Origin of the sequence: Streptomyces sp. C10-9-1 (genome assembly GCF_024497955.1) — a bacterium.
Lineage (GTDB): Bacteria > Actinomycetota > Actinomycetes > Streptomycetales > Streptomycetaceae > Streptomyces > Streptomyces sanyensis.
Window position 1 is genome coordinate 156,561 of sequence record NZ_JANHKP010000005.1, and the last position, 15,943, is coordinate 172,503.

The following is a 15,943-nucleotide window of genomic DNA, read 5'->3' on the forward strand; positions in this document are numbered from 1 at the left end:
CTCCCCCGGTGCCACACGCCCGCCCGCGGATCCGGGCGGTCGGCGGGACTCAGGCCCGCTCCTCGCGGGGGTCGTGCAGCAGGACCAGGACGGCGGCGTCGTCGACATGGTCGGTGCGGGCGGCGACCCCCATCACCCGGGCGGCCAGCTCGCCGGCGGGCAGCCTCCCGCGCACGGCCTCCCGCACCAGGGCGGCGACCGCGTCCAGCCCCTCCTCGATGGAGAACGAGGGACCTTCCACCACCCCGTCGGTCACCATCACGAAGGCGCCTCCGTCGGAGAGCGCGCGCCGGGCGACCGGATAGACCTCCCCGGGCAGCACACCGAGCGGGACGCCCGTCTCGTCCTCGACGACCCCGCAGTCGCCGCGGGAGCCGGCCCAGACGGCGGGCACGTGCCCGGCCCTGGCGCTCTCCAGGACCCCTGTCCGCGGGTCGTAGCGCAGGAAGCTGCAGGTGGCGAAGAGCCCCTGGTCCACCGAGACCAGCAGGTCGTTGGCGCGGGAGAGGATCTCCCCCGGGTCGACGGTGGCCGTGGCGACCGCCCGGAGGCCTATCCGCACCTGCCCCATGAAGGCGGCCGCCTCCACGTCGTGCCCCTGCACGTCCCCGATCGAGCAGCCGATCGAGCCGTCGGGGAGGAGGAAGGCGTCGTACCAGTCGCCTCCGATGTCCAGGCCGTTGCGAGCCGGGGAGTAGCGGGCGGCGACCCGCAGCCCGGGGGCCGAGGGCAGCGCGGACGGGAGCATCGAGCGCTGCAGGGCCTCGGCGAGCTCGACGCGGGCCTTCTGGCTCTCCGCGCTCTTGCGCGCCCGGTCCGTCAGCCGTCCCAGAGCGGTCAGCAGGTCGTCTGCCGTGGCCGATCTCGGGTGTCGTCGCCGGGTCATGGCCCTCTCCGCGGCACCTTCGACTCCTCCTGGCCCGGCCCCCTCGGCGTGGCGCGGACGTCCCGGCCGGCCAGGGGCCCCGCGGCCCGGGGCCAGTATATTTGCGCGGCCCCGCGGGCGCCGGGCGAGCGCTGCGGCCCCTTGCGGGGCCGCCGTGCGAACGGCCCCCGGACCGCCCCCGGCGGCGCGGGCGCCGGGGTCGTCCGTCCGGGTGACGGAACTCCCGGGCACGGCCGCGGGGGCGCGGGCCGATGCGGGGCACGGGCGGAGCGTGGCGCGGACCGTGCGGCGGGGCGCGGGCGCCCGGGGATACTGGCGGGTCAGGACCGACTCACCGACCACGAAGGGCGGATGCATGCTGGACGGCGCACGGGGAGAGGGCGCGGCGAGGGGGGCGGCGGAGCGGCACGCCGTCGTCGTCGGGGGGAGCATCGCGGGGCTGCTGACGGCCCGGGTGCTGGCCCGGCACGCGGACCGGGTGACCGTGGTGGAGCGGGACCGCTTCCCGGACGGCGCCGAGCCGCGTCCCGGGGTACCCCAGGGGCGCCATGCCCATGTCCTGCTGGAAGGCGGCCAGCGCGCGCTGGACGAACTGCTTCCCGGCTTCACGGCGGAGCTGGCCGCCGCCGGGGCGCCGCGGGTGGGCATGCCGGCCGACATGGTGCAGTGGCAGAACGGCCGCTGGGTGCGCCGCACCGCGGCGACCTCCCACCTCTACACCGGGTCGCGGGCGCAGCTGGAGCACCTGGTGCGGGCCCGGGTGCTGGCCGACCCGGCCGTCACCGCCGTCACCGGTGCCGAGGCGGTGGGCCTGACGGGCGACGCCCGGCGGGTGACGGGGGTCCTGCTGCGGGAGCGCGGCGGGGGCGGCGCGGAACCGGAGCGCCTCCCCGCCGACCTGGTCGTCGACGCCTCGGGGCGCGGCACCCGGGCGGCGCACTGGCTGCGGGGCCTGGGGGCCGAACCGCCGGCGGAGGAGACCATCGACACGGGCCTCGCCTACGCCTCGCGCGTGTACCGCGACAAGGGCGGGCACCTGGGCACCCACGCGCAGGCGTACTACGTCCTCCCCGGCCCGGACCAGGTGTACGCGGGCGGGGTGCTGCCGCTGGAGGACGGCCGCCACCTGGTCGTCCTGTCGGGTCTGCGCGGCGACGAGCCGCCGACGGACGAGGAGGCGTTCACCGCGTTCGCGGCCCGGCTGCCGCATCCCTTCATCCACGACTGGCTGCGCGAGGCGGTGCCCGAGACGCCGCCGTACGGCTTCCGCCGCACGGCGAACGTGCGGCGGCGCTACGACCTGCCCGGTCGGCGCCCGGCCGGGTTCCTGGCCACCGGGGACGCGCTGTGCACCTTCAACCCGGTCTACGGCCAGGGCATGGCGGTGGCCGCGCTGGGGGCCCTGGCGCTGCGCGGGGCGCTGGAGGATCCGCGCCGGGCGGCGACGACGCGCCGGGTGCAGCGCGCGCTGCTGGAGGCGTCGCGGCCGGCGTGGGACATCTCGGCGGGCGCCGACCGCCGGATGCCCGGCGCCCTCGGCACGGCGGTCGCGACTCCCGCGGCGGACCGGGCGGCGGGCTGGTACCTGGACCGGATCCAGCGCCGCTACCAGGGCGACCCGGTGGTCGGCCGGGCGTTCCGCTCGGTGCTCACGCTGACCGCCCCGGTGAGCGCGCTGTTCGCTCCCGCGGTGGCCCGGGCGGTGCTGTTCGGCCCCGAGCCGGCCACGCCCCAGGGGCCGCCGCTGCGGGCCGAGACGGCGGGCTGAGCAGGCGGCGGGGGCCGCACCCCGGGCGCGGCGCCGGGGCTGCGGATCCGCCCGGCCCCGTGGGCGGCGCGGGGTGCGGAGCCGCCCGCGGCGGGCACGGATCCGCCGGGATCCGGCCGTTGCCCGGGCGGAAGGCCGCTCCCGGGACACGGACGGAGGCGCGCCGGGAGGTCCCGCGCCGCCCGTTCGGGCACGGCGAAACGATACGGCGCCCTGCCCGGCGGCGGGCCCCCGGAGCGTGCGTGACCGTTCGGGCACCGCGGCCCGATCCGCGCGCCGCCCGGCCGCCGGCCGTGACCCGGTACGCGGCCCGGCGTTGAGACGGGTGCCCCTGTCCAGCGCAGTGCGAGAAGGGCCCGTGAGCAACCTTCGACCGTACTTCTCCGCCGACTTCACCTCCGCCGGCCAATGGGTGGCGGGCCGGTCCTGGGCGTATCCCGGGGGCGGGCCGCGCAACCGGGCCGACAACAAGCTGGACCACCTCGTGGACGACCCCGCCTACTGCCGCGAGGGCGAGTTCCGGGCCACCCGGCGCACGGACGGCTACTGGGACGCGGGCCTGCTCACCACGGAGGGCAGTGACCAGGGGTTCCACCTGCGGACGGGCGACGTCCTGGAGACCCGGGTGCGGCTGCCCGTCGAGACGGGCGCCTGGCCCGCGGTCTGGACCTGGCGCGACGGCGGCAACGAGGTGGACGTCTTCGAGTACCACCCGGACAACCCCGACCTGCTGGAGCTCACCAACCACGTCCGCCGCCGGCAGCGCTACTACACCCACCCCGAGATCGCGCCCGGGGCCTGGGTGGACCTGCGGGTGTCCTTCGGGGCGTGGTCGGTGACCTGGTGGGTGAACGGCCGCCGGGCCTTCTCCGACTGGCGGGGCGTGGGCCGCAGCTGGCGTGCGGCGATCATCGTGAACCTGTCGGTCTGCGCGGGCCGGTACCACCCCGCGCCGGATCCCGACGTCACCGAGATGTCGTACACGGTGGAGTACCTGCGGGTGTACCGCCGGTGACGGGGGCGGCCGGGGACCGCCGCAGCGCGGAGGGGCTGGTGCCGAACCAGCGGGCGACGGCCCGGCGCAGGGCCCGCGTGTCCCCGAAGCCGAGCCGGGCGGCGACCTGCGGGAAGGGGAGGTCGCCCGTGGTGATCAGCTCCTCGGCCCGCACCAGGCGCACGGAGTCCACCAGGGCCTGGTAGGTGGTCCCGTGGGCGGCGAGCCTGCGGCGCAGGGTCCGCTCGCTCATCCCGCGGGCGAGGGCCTGCCGGGCCAGGGTGGGGACCCGGGGCAGGCTGCGGGCCACGGCGACCTCCACCTCCTGCACGAGGTCCTGGTCGCGGCGGTCGCGGGCCCGGGCGGCGTCCAGCAGGCGGACGGTCTGCGCCAGCGCGTAGGCGTCGGCTCCGGGCAGCGGGTGGTCCAGCCAGGCGTCGGGGAAGTCGAGCCGGTCCTCCCGGGCGCCGAAGGCGACGGGGCAGGCGAACCACTGCTCGTACCGGGCGCCGTACGCCGGACGGGAGTGGCGGACGCTGACGGCCCGGGGGGCGAAGCAGGGCCCGAGGGCGTCCCTGGCCAGCGCGACGATGCTGCCGAACGCCTCCTCCAGGAGGAAGGCGCGCAGCACCGAGTCGCTGAACCGGGGTGCGGCGAGGACCGCCGCGCCGCCGGGAACCGCCCGGAGGCGGTAGTCGAGCATCGACCCGCTCGCCCCGTGGTGGCGCAGTCCGAGCTCCAGGGCGTCGCGCAGGGTGGGGCTGGCGAGGAGGGCGAAGCCGACCAGCCCCCAGGAGGTGGCGCGCTGCCGGCGTGCGACGGCGAGTCCGAGTCCGGGGTCGCCCAGTTCCCGGATCGCCTCCCGGATGACGGAGCTGGCCTGCCGGTAGGAGATCCGGCGGCCGACCAGTTCGAGGTCGCTGCCGCAGAGGCCGACGCGCTCCAGCGCGGGACCGAGGTCGCAGCCGCGCCCGGCGGCGACCAGGACGAGGTGGCGCAGCAGGTGGGGGGTGAGGGTGGCCGATCCGTGGCGCGGGTCGGCGGGGGCGGCGTCCGGCAGGCGGGACGCGGCACGCGCGGCCGCCGGGTGCGCGTCTCCCCCGGCCGGGGCGGGGCGTGGTCCGCGCGCGGGGCCGTCCATGCGCCACCACCTCCGGGCGGCCACTGTAGGGGCCTCGGGCCGGAGGGGACAGGGGCCGTGGCCGACGAGGTCCCGTTACTGGCCGGTCGGGCCCTCTCCGGACGCCCGGTCCGGCCCTACCGTCTGTCGCACCCGTGACCCGTGGCCCGCCCCCGGGTCCCCTGCATCCGTCTGTGAGGGAGAAGGCATGCGGTCCCCCACCCCACGCTCACGAGCGGTCTCCCTGCTGCTCTGCACCGCCCTCGGTGCCCTGTCCCTGGCCGCCGCTCCCGCGGGAGCGGCACCCGCCGCCGAACCCCCGCCCGCCGAGGCCGAACCGTACCTGGTCGGCCGGGGCCTCGCCGACGTCACCGGCGAGGCGGCCGAGGTCGGCATGATGGGCTACTCCAGCTTCGAGCAGAAGGCCACCGGGATCCACCAGCGGCAGCGCTCCCGGGCCTTCGTCGTCGCCGACCCCGCCTCGGGCGAGCGGGTCGTCCATGTCACCGCCGACCTGGGCATGGTGTTCCAGTCCGTCCAGCAGGGCGTGCTGGCACGGCTGGCGCAGCGGTACGGCACGCTGTACTCGGAACGCAACGTCCTGCTGTCGGCCACCCACACCCATGCGGGCTCCGGGGGCCACTCCCACCACCTCGCCTACAACCTGGCCTCCCTCGGCTTCCAGCGGGCGACCTACCGCGCGGTCGTCGACGGGATCGTGGAGTCGATCGCCGAGGCCCACGCGGACCTGCGGCCGGGCAGCGTCCATCTGGGCCGGGCCGTGCTCACCGACGCGAGCGCCAACCGCTCGCGTGCCGCCTTCGCGCGCAACCCGGCGGCGGACCGGGCGGCGTTCCCGGACGCCGTCGACCCGTCGATGACGGTGCTCCGCTTCCGCCAGGGGGGCACCGACGTGGGGGCCCTCAGCTGGTTCGCCACCCACAACACCTCCCTCACCAAGGGCAACACCCTGCTCAGCCCGGACAACAAGGGCTACGCCTCCTACGCGTGGGAGCGCGAGGCCGGGGAGGGGTTCGTGGCCGCGTTCGCCAACACGGCCGCGGGCGACCTCTCGCCGAACCTCAACCTGAGGCCCGGGTCCGGCCCCACGGAGGACGAGTTCGCGAACACCCGCATCATCGGCGAGCGCCAGCTCGACGCGGCGCGGGAGGCCCACCGGACGGCCGGCCGCCCGCTCGCGGGCGGTGTGGACTCCCGGATGCGGTACGTGGACATGGAGCACGTCACGGTCTCGGGCGCCTACACGCCCGACGGACGGGAGCACCGCACCTGCCCGGCGGTGGTGGGGGCCTCGACCCTGGCGGGCAGCGTCGAGGACGGACCGGCCGTCCCCGGCTTCACCGAAGGCATGAGAAGCCCGGTGGCGCAGCTGCTGGAGCCCTTCCGCGTCGACCCGCCCGCATGGCTGGTGGGCTGCCAGTACCCGAAGGCGTCGCTGGTGCCGACCGGGCTGGTCAACTCGGTCGTGCCGGCGACGCCGCGGATCCTCCCGCTGCAGATCCTGCGTATCGGCGGGCTGTACCTGGTGGCGGGCCCGGCCGAGTTCACCGTCGTCTCGGGCCTGCGGATCCGTCGCACCGTCGCCGCGGAACTGGGCGTGCCGCCGGAGGACGTGGTGATGCAGGGCTACGCCGGTGCCTACAGCCAGTACGTCACCACGCCCGAGGAGTACGACCTCCAGCACTACGAGGGCGGCTCGACGCTGTACGGACGCTACACGCTCCCGGCGTACCAGCAGGAGTACGCGAAGCTGGCTGCGGCGCTGCGCGGGGGGAGGCCGGTGGACCGCGGGCCGGTGCCGCCGGACCTCTCGGACCGCCAGGGCACCCTGCAGACCGGGGTGGTGATGGACAGCCCGCCGTGGGGGAGGTCCTTCGGCGAGGTGCTGCGCGCGCCGGCGGACGCGTACCCGCGGGGGGCGACGGTCACGGCGGAGTTCGCCACCGGCCATCCGAAGAACGACCTCCACCGCGGGGGCACCTTCCTGGAGGTGCAGCGCCGGGTGGACGGTGCCTGGGTGCGGGTGCTGGACGACGGCGACTGGGACACCACCTACCGCTGGGTGCGGCTGAACGCGCTCACCGGGACGTCCAAGGCGGTGGTGAGCTGGCGGATCGCGCCCGGCACCCCGGCGGGTACCTACCGGATCGTCCACCACGGGGACGCGAAGTCCCTGTTCGGCGGGGTCCGCGCGTTCAGCGGCGCGACGGCCGGCTTCCGGGTGGGCTGAGCAGGCCGCTCCGGGCGGCCGGGAGCCCTCCCGACCGCCCGGACCGGGGCCGTACCCTGGAACGCATGACCGAACGCAAACCGCCCGGAGTCAGTTTCGAGTCATGGGTCGACCGGCAGATCCGGCAGGCCACGGAGCGCGGGGAGTTCACGGACCTCCCCGGCTTCGGCAAGCCGCTGCCGGAGAGCGGGGCCCCGTACGACGAACTCTGGTGGATCAAGGGGAAGATGCACCGCGAGGGTCTGGCGGTGCTGCCGCCCGCCCTGGCCCTGCGCAAGGAGGCCGAGGACGCGAAGGAGAAGGCGATGGCCGCCCCCACCGAGGCGGCGGCGCGGCGGATCGTGGCCGAGATCAACGAGAAGATCACCACCGCGATGCTCCGGCCGCCGCCGGGGCCCCCGCTGGGGCTGCGCCGCTTCGACGCCGACGCGGTGGCCGAGGAGTGGCGGCGCGCCCGGGAGTGACCCCGCACCCCGCGGAGCGGTGCGCCGTGCCGGCCGTGCGGCCGGGACGGCGCACCGGCTGACGCACCCCCGGGCGCCCGGGGGTGCGTCAGCCGGGTTCGGCGGCCAGCCATTCGGCCACGGTCCGGGCGAGGGGCTGGCCCGTGTCCAGTTCCACGAAGCCGAACTGCCCTCCCTGGTTGCACTCCAGGAACCACCAGGTGCCGGTCTGCTCCTCCTCCGCGAAGTCGAAGGCGCCGTAGGCGAGCGAGGCGTGCCGCTTGTACCGCTCGACGGCGCGGGCCACCTGGGGCGGGACGTCGACCGGCTGCCAGCTGTGCCCGGTGTCCCCGAACCGCCCGTCCACCTGCCCCGCCTCGGCGGTCTTGCGCGCGGCGAAGTGGGTGTCGCCGACGCTCGTCAGCCGGATGTCGGCGCGCTTGGCGATGTAGCGCTGGAAGAGGGTCGGCCCGGCGGCGACCCCGGAGAAGTCGGCGTCCGGGGGCACCAGCGTGGTCGGCAGGGCCATGGGAGGGTCGCCGGGCGACTTGCCGGAGACCGACTTGACCACCACGTGGCGGTACTGCTCGGCGAACCGCCGGGCCATCGCGGGATAGGTCGTCACCAGGGTCGCGGGCACGGGGAAGCCGCTGCGGTGGGCCACGCGCATCTGCCAGGTCTTGCGCCGTGCGCGGGCCGCCGCGCTCGGATGGTTCATCCAGCGGGCGTCCGTCGAGTCGAGCATGCCGTAGAGGGCGTGGTCGGTCTCCTCCGCCAGCCAGGCGGAGGGTTCCTCCGCGTGTGCGGCGGCCCCGCCCGGCCTGCGGACCCAGACCGAGCGCAACGCGTCGACGCTGGCCACGCGGCCGCCCGTGGACAGGTACCCCCGGAACTCCCCGCGGACGTACTCGGTGGACAGGGCCACCTCCCCCGGCAGGTCCGCCGGGTCGAACCGCACCAGCGGCACGCCCAGCTCGTGCAGTTCGGCCACCACGAGGTCCGCGGTGACGTCCTGTGCACTCGTCAGTACCAGTACGGTCACGGGGCCCCGTCCGTCCGGTGGGCCGAGGGGGTGTGTCGGGCTGCGGACGCACGCGCCGCAACCCGGGTCTGTCTGCTCATCTGCGGTACGCGTTCGTCAGTCGTCGAAGTGGGTGGCCGAGCCGGCCTTGGAGGTGGTGGTGCCGGCCGCGGCCAGCAGGGCGCGGTCCAGGATCGCGGGACGGCCGTCCGCCAGCACGTTCAGCTGGAGTGCGGCGTCGTAGGAGTAGGTGGCCAGCGCCGGGGCCTGCTCGGCCGGCCGTGCGTAGTTCCACGCGAACGGTTTCATCTGCTGCTTCCTCCCCTGCCCGCGCACCAGCTCGGGCTCCTCATGTGACAGTACGTGGCAGCTTTGCCACACCCTCAACACATAGAGTGACACTGTGAAGGTTCTTCATCGAAAGACCTTCAGATCCGAACATCTGGACCGGCGGTGACATGCCCCGCCGACGCCAACCAGACAGACGCATCAGGAGCCTCAGGAGTTTCAAGTTCTGGCCAAGACGTGACGCAGACGACACGACATTGGCCGTAAACCAGCGCAAAGGGCTCGCCGAACGGCGGTACGACCCCTCCTCCTCCATGAACGGCGGCACCCTGAGGACGTGTCAACCCGCTTGCACGCCAGCCTTGTTGGGTGGCGCGAAGAAGACGTCCCATCCGCCGCACCGGTCGCACCACGGGCCCGCGGCACCGGCGGGCGCCGCCCCGCAGGTGCCGCGGGGCCCCCGGGGCCCGGCCGGCCGGGCGCCCCCGGGGCGTGTTGCCCGCACCCGGCCGGGCCGCACGGGCACGATGGGCCGGTACGCGGACCGGAAGCGCGGCCGGGCCCGCCGAGACCGGACCGGGCCGCCGGAACACGAGGAGCAGCCGTGGACTGCGCAGGACTGCTGGAGGACGCCTTCGCCCGGGTGCACGAAGCCGTGCACGAGGCCGTGGAGGGGCTGGACGAGGAGGCTCTCGCCGCCGCCCCCGGCCCCGGGGCCAACCCGATCGCCTGGCTGGTCTGGCACCTGACCCGCATCCAGGACGACCACGTCGCGGACGTCGCCGGGCGGGAGCAGCTGTGGACCGCGCAGGGCTGGGCGAACCGCCTCGACCTGCCGCTCCCGCACACGGACACCGGCTACGGCCACACGCCCGACCGGGTGGCCGCCGTGCGCGCCGGGGCAGGGGAGCTGCTGGGCTACCACGACGCGGTGCACACCGCGACCCTGGAGTACGTGCGCACCCTGGGCCCCGCCGACCTGGACCGGGTCGTGGACACCGCCTGGACGCCCGCGGTGACCCTCGGAGTCCGGCTGGTCAGCGTGGTCGCGGACGACCTCCAGCACGCGGGCCAGGCCGCCTACGCCCGCGGGCTCCTCGAACGCGGCACCCGTACCTGAGCGCACCCGGCCGCCGCGTCCGCCGGGAGCCGGCGGGCGGGCGGCGGCGGCCACCCGGTGCGCCCGCCGGGTCACCGGGCGCACCCGGCGGCCCTCTCACTGGTCGGCACCGCCGGGGAGTGGCAGGCTGAGACGGGGGTGTCTGCCCGAGGATCCCGGGAGGGCCCATGGGACGGGACGTCCCGGCGCTGGTCTTCACCCGCGAGGACCGCCGCCGGTACCGGAACAAGATGCAGGCGTGCCTGGACACCCTGGCGCAGATGCTGCGCGGGGCCCGCTTCGACGTCGAGCGCCCCCAGGTGGGCCTGGAGATCGAGCTGAACCTCGTGGACGGCTCCGCCGAGCCCGCGATGCGCAGCACCGACGTGCTGGAGGCCATCGCCGACCCCGCGTGGGCGAGCGAACTGGGCCGCTTCAACCTGGAGATCAACATCCATCCGCGGCGGCTGACCGCCGGCGGCCCCGACTCCTGGGAGCAGGAGATCCGCGACGCGCTCAACCACGCCGAGGACCGCGCCTCCGGCGTGGGGGCCCACCTGGCGATGATCGGCATCCTGCCGACGCTGCGCCGCGAGGACGTGGGCGCGGCCGCCCTCTCCGAGGACCCCCGCTACCGGCTGCTGAACGAGCAGGTGTTCGCGGCACGCGGCGAGGACCTGCTCATCGAGGTCAACGGCGTCGACCGGCTGCGCACCTACGCCGACACCATCACCCCCGAGGCGGCGTGCACCAGCACCCAGTTCCACCTCCAGGTCGCCCCCGACGACTTCGCCGCCTACTGGAACGCCGCCCAGGCGATCGCCGGCGTCCAGGTGGCGCTCGCCGCCAACTCCCCGTTCCTCTTCGGCAGGGAGCTGTGGCGCGAGACCCGCATACCGCTGTTCGAGCAGGCGACCGACACCCGGCCGGAGGAGATCAAGGTGCAGGGTGTGCGCCCGCGGGTGTGGTTCGGGGAGCGCTGGATCACCGGGGTCTTCGACCTGTTCGAGGAGAACGTCCGCTACTTCCCCGCCCTGCTGCCGGTGTGCGAGGACGAGGACCCGGCCGAGACCCTGGACGGGGGCGACGTCCCCGCGCTCGGCGAGCTGACCCTGCACAACGGGACGATCTACCGGTGGAACCGCCCGGTCTACGCCGTCGACCACGGCAGACCGCATCTGCGCATCGAGAACCGGGTGCTGCCCGCCGGCCCGACGGTGGCGGACATCCTCGCCAACGGCGCGTTCTACTACGGGCTCACCCGTGCCCTGGTCGACGAGGAGCGCCCGGTGTGGTCCCGGATGTCCTTCCAGGCGGCCGAGGACAACCTGCACGCGGCGGCGCGGTACGGGATCGACGCCGGGCTGTACTGGCCGGGCATGGGCGAGGTGCCGGCGCCGGAGCTGGTGCTGCGCCGGCTGCTGCCGATGGCGCACCGCGGTCTGGAGGCGTCCGGCATGGACGCGGCCTGGCGCGAGCCCCTGCTCGGCGTCATCGAGCAGCGGTGCGTCACCGCGCGCAACGGCGCCGTGTGGCAGACGGAGATGTACCACCGCATCGAGCGGTCCAGCCGGGTCGACCACCATGAGGCGCTGCGGCGGATGACGGGCCAGTACCTGGAGTACATGCACCTCAACGCCCCCGTGCACACCTGGCCGGTGGACTGAGGGCGCCCGCGGGCCCCGGGCGCGCCCGGGGCCCGCGCCCGTCCGTCAGACGAGGACGTCCTTGCAGTACTTCACGGAGCCGGTGGCGGCCACATAGCGGGCCGGCACCCAGACCCTGCGGGCGTCGCGGACCAGATACCAGAGGTCGTTGCCCGCGATGGCCTGGGCACGCACCCTGCACACCAGGCCGACCTTGGCTCCGTGGCGCAGCGTGCCCTTCACCGCCGAGTCGGTGCTCGGGAACATCCGCTGGTTCAGTCCGCTCACCGCGGTGACCGTGCCGTAGGGCTTGGCCGGCGTCGCCGCCGGGGCCGCGGCCTGGGCGGGCACGGAGGCGGTGAGCGCGAGGACGCCGAGGGCGGTCGCGGCGACCCGGGCCGCCGGACCCCGCCAGGACGGACGGCGCTTCGGGGCAGTGGACATGATCATCGGCTGACTCCAGTCGGTGGACGCGGCCCCCCACTTCCGCGCCCGACCCTAGAGCGCCTTCGGCGCCCGCGGGCGCCGACCCGCGCACGGCTCGCGCGGGCATCGCCCCGAGGGGCGAATCCGGGCGAAGAACCGCGGGCCCGGCGGGTGTTCAGCGGTGCTGCCCCTCCCTCTCGTGCGCCTGCGCCGCGATGACCGCGGCCTGCACACGGCGCTCCACGCCCAGCTTCGACAGCAGGCGGGAGATGTGGTTCTTCACGGTCTTCTCCGACAGGTAGAGCCTCCCCCCGATCTCGCTGTTGGTGAGCCCCTCACCGACCAGGTCCAGGACCGCGCGCTCGCGCTCGGAGAGCGCGGACAGGCGCTCGTCCTCGTCGCGGTGCACCACCTCCGGCCCCCGCAGGGAGGCCATCAGGCGGGCCGTGGTGGCCGGGTCGAGCATGGACTGCCCGGTCGCCACGGTGCGCACCGCCGCGACGAGGTCGGTGCCCTTGATCTGCTTGAGCACATAGCCCGCCGCCCCGGCCATGATCGCGTCCAGCAGGGCGTCCTCGTCGTCGAACGAGGTCAGCATCAGGCAGGCGAGGCCGGGCATCCTGGCCCGCAGCTCGCGGCAGACCGTGATGCCGTCGCCGTCGGGGAGCCGCACGTCGAGCACGGCGACGTGCGGGCGCAGCGCGGGCCCCCGCGCCAGGGCCTGCTCGGCGCTGCCGGCCTCGCCCACCACCTCGACGTCCGGCTCGGCGTCGAGCAGGTCGTGCAGTCCGCGGCGCACCACCTCGTGGTCGTCCAGGAGGAAGACCCTGATCGGAGTCTGCTCCGAGAAGTGCGGTACGTCGGTCATCGCTGCTCCCTGCGGATCGGGCCCGTGAGTCGAGGATGACCCGGCCCCGGAGGCCCGCGACAGGGCCGAACGGGCCCCGTTCCGCCCGGCCCGGGCCCGGACGGCCCGCTCCGCGGCCCGGACGGCCCTCCCCCGGGGAACGGGGCGGTGGGACCGTCGAGGGGGGACGCGGGTCCGGAGGGCCGGCCACCGGCCGGGCGGCCCGGCCCCGGCGATCGGAGGTGCGCCATGCGTCATACCGTCACCGCGGGCGTCGACGGCTCCCCCGAGAGCCTGGCGGCCGCCGCATGGGCGGCGGAGGAGGCCGAGCTGCGCGGACTGCCCCTGACGCTGGTGCACGCGGGAGGCGCCCCGGCCCCGCGCACCGGTCTGCCGGAGGTGGACGTCCCCGCGGGGCGCCACGCCCGGGCTCTGGAGGTGGCGGTGCGCGAGGTCCACGCGGCCCGGCCCGGCCTGGAGATCGTCCGCACGGCGGTGCCGGACCCGCCGGGCGAGACGCTGCCCGAGGCCGCCCGGGATGCCGTGCTGCTGGCCCTCGGCTCACAGGGCTTCTCCGGCTTCACGGGCTATCTCCTCGGCTCGGTGGCGCTGGACGTCGCCGCACGCAGCACCGTTCCGGTGGTCCTGGTGCGCGGCGGCCGGCCCGTGGCGGCCCGCTCCGACCGGCCGGTGCTGCTGGGCCTCGACCTGGACTCCGCGGACACCGAACTCGTCCGCTTCGCCTTCGACGCCGCGTCCGTGCACGGGGCGCCGCTGGAGGTGCTGTACGCCTGGCGGCCGTCCCCCCGCCGCCCGCACGGGCGGGCGGACGCCGAGCCGGCCCTGCCCGAGGATCCCGGTGGCGGTCAGGAGGAGGCCCTGGCCGCCGCCCTGCGGCCGTGGCGGGACGAGTTCCCCACCGTGCCCGTGTCCCTGCACCTCGCGGCGGGCAGCGCGGCCCACCGCCTGGTGCGCGCCTCCGAGCGGGCGGTGCTCCTCGTACTCGGGCACCGGGAGAGCGCCGGGCAGCGCCTGGGGCCCGTGACCCACGCGGCCATCCACCACGCCCCCTGCCCGCTGGCGGTCGTGCCGCACGGCGCGCGGGCCTCGGCCGACCGGCCGGGGCCCCTTCCCGGGCAGGGTGCGCAGCCGGACGGGTGAGCGGGCAGGGGGCCGGGCGCAGGCGTGACGCGCCCCGGGGCCCCCGCCCCGCCCCGCGCCGGCCGCGGCACGCCGCCTCACCCGGATACCCCCGCCGCGGAGGAGCCCCTTCCCCTTGCGGCGCCCCGCGTCCGCGGCCGCGCGCGGATCCACCGGGGATGACGGGGCGGCCCTTACGGTGGACAGTGGCGAAGGGACGGCCGACTCCGCCGGAGGCGCGATGAGCGACAGGGCGACGGGCGACAGCCCCGAGGGCCTCGGCCCGTTGTCGAGACTGCGGCTGGACGAGCTGCTGGAGGAGGTGCAGGTCCGCATCGAGGCGGTCCGCGGCACCCGGGACCGCGTGCACGGCCTGCTGGAGGCCGTGCTGTCGGTGGGACGCGGGCTGGAACTCCCCCAGGTGCTGCGCGGCATCGTCGAGGCGGCCACGGTGCTGGTGGACGCCGAGTACGGTGCGCTGGGGGTGATCGGCGAGGACCGCATGCTCGCCGAGTTCGTCCCCGTCGGCGTCAGCGAGGAGCAGTGGGCCGCCATCGGCGCCCTCCCCAGCGGTCACGGGCTGCTCGGGGAGCTCATCCGCCACCCCTCGCCCCTGCGGCTGGAGGACCTGTCCCGGCATCCCGCCTCGCGCGGCTTCCCCGACCACCATCCGCCCATGCGCTCCTTCCTGGGGGTGCCGATCCGGGTGCGGGACACGGTGTTCGGCAACCTGTACCTGACCGAGAAGCGCGGAGCCCCCGCCTTCGACGCCGACGACGAGGCCGTGGTGTCGACCCTCGCGGTCGCCGCGGGCATCGCCATCGACAACGCCCGCCTGTACGAGGAGGCGCGGCGCCGGGAGCGCTGGTCGGCGGCGGGCTCGGAGGTCACCGGCGCACTGCTGTCCGGGCGGCCCCGGGCCCAGGTCCTGGAGATGATCCTGGAGCACGCCCGGCTGACGGCCGGCGCGGACCTGGGGGTGGTCGCGGTGCCCGCGGAGGGGACCGACCGGCTGCGCACCGCCCTCGCGGCGGGCCGGGACGCCGAACGGCACCGGGGTGTGCTGGTCCCGAAGGGCGAGGGCTTCCTGACGGCCGCCTTCGAGGGGCGCGGACCGGTGCGCACCGCGGAGCTGGGCCGGGAGGCCCGCACCGGCCCGGACGCGGAGCGGTGGCGGGGCACCGGTCCGGCGGTGGCCGTGCCGCTCGGCACCGACAAGGCGGTCCGCGGGGTGCTGCTGCTCGCCCGCGCGGAGGGCGCGGCGCCCTTCTCGGACGCGGAGGCCGTGCCGCTGGCGGCCTTCGCCGGGCAGGCCGCCCTGGCCATGGAACTCGCCGAGCGGCGCAGCGACGCCGCGGAGATGGCGGTCCTCGCGGACCGGGACCGCATCGCGCGCGACCTGCACGACCTGGCCATCCAGCGGCTGTTCGCGACCGGGATGACGCTGCAGAGCGCGGAGCGCTTCATCGACCACCCGCAGGCCGCGGAGCGGATCGACCGGGCGGTGGACGACCTCGACGCGACGATCAGGATCATCCGGTCGACGATCTTCGGGCTGCGCAGCCACGAGGCCGGGGCGGAGGCCCAGTCGCTGCGGGCCGCCGTCGTCGGGGCGGTGCAGGACTCGGCGGCCTCCCTGGGGTTCTCCCCCGCTCTGCGCGTCGAGGGCCTGCTGGACACCCGGACCGGCGGGGAGGTGGGCGAGCACCTGGTCGCCGTGCTCGTCGAGGCCCTCAGCAACACGGCACGCCATGCCGGTGCCCGCGCCGTCGACGTGCACGTGCAGGTGTCGGACCGCCTGCTCACCCTCACCGTCACCGACGACGGCCGGGGCATCGCGCCGGGGGCCGCCCGCAGCGGGCTGCGGAACCTCGCCGAGCGGGCGGCCGCCCTGGGCGGGAGCCTCGTCGTGGGCCCCGGGCGCGAGGGCGGCACCCGGCTGGTGTGGCGCGTCCCGCTGCCGGAGGCCGAAGGGCCCGGCGAGGGCGGCTGAGCGGAGCGTGCCGAGGCCCGG

Annotated in this window: 14 protein-coding genes; 8 read left to right on the top strand and 6 right to left on the bottom strand. The window is 76.0% G+C overall.

The window, feature by feature from the left end; genetic code table 11:
• Positions 1-49: 49 nt before the first annotated feature.
• Positions 50-886, bottom strand: a complete 837-nt coding sequence (locus NPS70_RS08820) for a PP2C family protein-serine/threonine phosphatase (RefSeq protein WP_256523520.1) — start codon at positions 884-886, stop codon at positions 50-52.
• 355 nt (positions 887-1,241) lie between these two features.
• Between NPS70_RS08820 and NPS70_RS08825 the strand changes: the two genes are divergently transcribed.
• Both NPS70_RS08825 and NPS70_RS08830 read left to right on the top strand, forming a co-directional pair.
• Positions 1,242-2,654 carry an NAD(P)/FAD-dependent oxidoreductase gene (locus tag NPS70_RS08825; protein WP_256523521.1) on the top strand — a complete coding sequence of 471 codons (1,413 nt, stop codon included), beginning with the start codon at positions 1,242-1,244 and terminating at the stop codon, positions 2,652-2,654.
• 358 nt (positions 2,655-3,012) lie between these two features.
• Positions 3,013-3,669 carry a beta-glucanase gene (locus NPS70_RS08830; RefSeq protein ID WP_256523522.1) on the top strand — a complete coding sequence of 219 codons (657 nt, stop codon included), beginning with the start codon at positions 3,013-3,015 and terminating at the stop codon, positions 3,667-3,669.
• On the opposite strand, the gene NPS70_RS08835 is transcribed toward NPS70_RS08830, so the two are convergent.
• Positions 3,620-4,789, bottom strand: coding sequence for an AraC family transcriptional regulator (locus NPS70_RS08835; RefSeq protein WP_256523523.1), 1,170 nt, complete (start codon positions 4,787-4,789; stop codon positions 3,620-3,622). The two genes, NPS70_RS08830 and NPS70_RS08835, sit on opposite strands and share 50 nt — an antisense overlap.
• A 187-nt stretch (positions 4,790-4,976) precedes the next feature.
• Here NPS70_RS08835 and NPS70_RS08840 point away from each other — a divergent pair, with 187 nt between their 5' ends.
• Positions 4,977-7,019, top strand: a complete 2,043-nt coding sequence (locus tag NPS70_RS08840) for a neutral/alkaline ceramidase (RefSeq protein ID WP_256523524.1) — start codon at positions 4,977-4,979, stop codon at positions 7,017-7,019.
• Between the two features lie 65 nt (positions 7,020-7,084).
• Entirely contained in the window at positions 7,085-7,483 is a 399-nt protein-coding gene (locus NPS70_RS08845; protein WP_256523525.1) for a DUF1992 domain-containing protein, read from the top strand.
• Between the two features lie 88 nt (positions 7,484-7,571).
• Here NPS70_RS08845 and tgmB read toward each other — a convergent pair whose 3' ends face one another.
• Together tgmB and tgmA are read right to left on the bottom strand one after the other, a co-directional pair.
• Positions 7,572-8,504: an ATP-grasp ribosomal peptide maturase gene (tgmB, locus tag NPS70_RS08850; RefSeq protein ID WP_256523526.1), complete on the bottom strand. Its 933-nt coding sequence runs from the start codon at positions 8,502-8,504 to the stop codon at positions 7,572-7,574.
• A 96-nt stretch (positions 8,505-8,600) separates the two neighbouring features.
• Entirely contained in the window at positions 8,601-8,792 is a 192-nt protein-coding gene (gene tgmA / locus NPS70_RS08855) for a putative ATP-grasp-modified RiPP (RefSeq protein ID WP_256523527.1), read from the bottom strand.
• Between the two features lie 583 nt (positions 8,793-9,375).
• On the opposite strand from tgmA, the gene NPS70_RS08860 reads away from it, so the two are divergent.
• Both NPS70_RS08860 and NPS70_RS08865 read left to right on the top strand, forming a co-directional pair.
• The gene (locus tag NPS70_RS08860; RefSeq protein ID WP_256523528.1) at positions 9,376-9,891 is read left to right on the top strand and encodes a DUF664 domain-containing protein; all 516 of its coding nucleotides are present in this window, start codon (positions 9,376-9,378) and stop codon (positions 9,889-9,891) included.
• 167 nt (positions 9,892-10,058) lie between these two features.
• Complete coding sequence (locus tag NPS70_RS08865) at positions 10,059-11,537, top strand: glutamate-cysteine ligase family protein (RefSeq protein ID WP_256523529.1); 1,479 nt, start codon at positions 10,059-10,061, stop codon at positions 11,535-11,537.
• A 45-nt stretch (positions 11,538-11,582) separates the two neighbouring features.
• Here NPS70_RS08865 and NPS70_RS08870 read toward each other — a convergent pair whose 3' ends face one another.
• Both NPS70_RS08870 and NPS70_RS08875 read right to left on the bottom strand, forming a co-directional pair.
• Positions 11,583-11,966 (bottom strand): SH3 domain-containing protein, encoded by a 384-nt coding sequence (locus NPS70_RS08870; protein WP_256523530.1) that lies wholly within the window; start codon positions 11,964-11,966, stop codon positions 11,583-11,585.
• A 151-nt stretch (positions 11,967-12,117) separates the two neighbouring features.
• Complete coding sequence (locus NPS70_RS08875) at positions 12,118-12,810, bottom strand: response regulator transcription factor (protein ID WP_256523531.1); 693 nt, start codon at positions 12,808-12,810, stop codon at positions 12,118-12,120.
• A gap of 228 nt (positions 12,811-13,038) precedes the next feature.
• Here NPS70_RS08875 and NPS70_RS08880 point away from each other — a divergent pair, with 228 nt between their 5' ends.
• Both NPS70_RS08880 and NPS70_RS08885 read left to right on the top strand, forming a co-directional pair.
• Positions 13,039-13,950 (top strand): universal stress protein, encoded by a 912-nt coding sequence (locus NPS70_RS08880; RefSeq protein WP_256523532.1) that lies wholly within the window; start codon positions 13,039-13,041, stop codon positions 13,948-13,950.
• Positions 13,951-14,170: 220 nt separating this feature from the next.
• On the top strand, positions 14,171-15,922 hold the full coding sequence (locus tag NPS70_RS08885; protein WP_256523533.1) for a GAF domain-containing protein: 1,752 nt from the start codon (positions 14,171-14,173) through the stop codon (positions 15,920-15,922).
• Positions 15,923-15,943 lie beyond the last annotated feature (21 nt).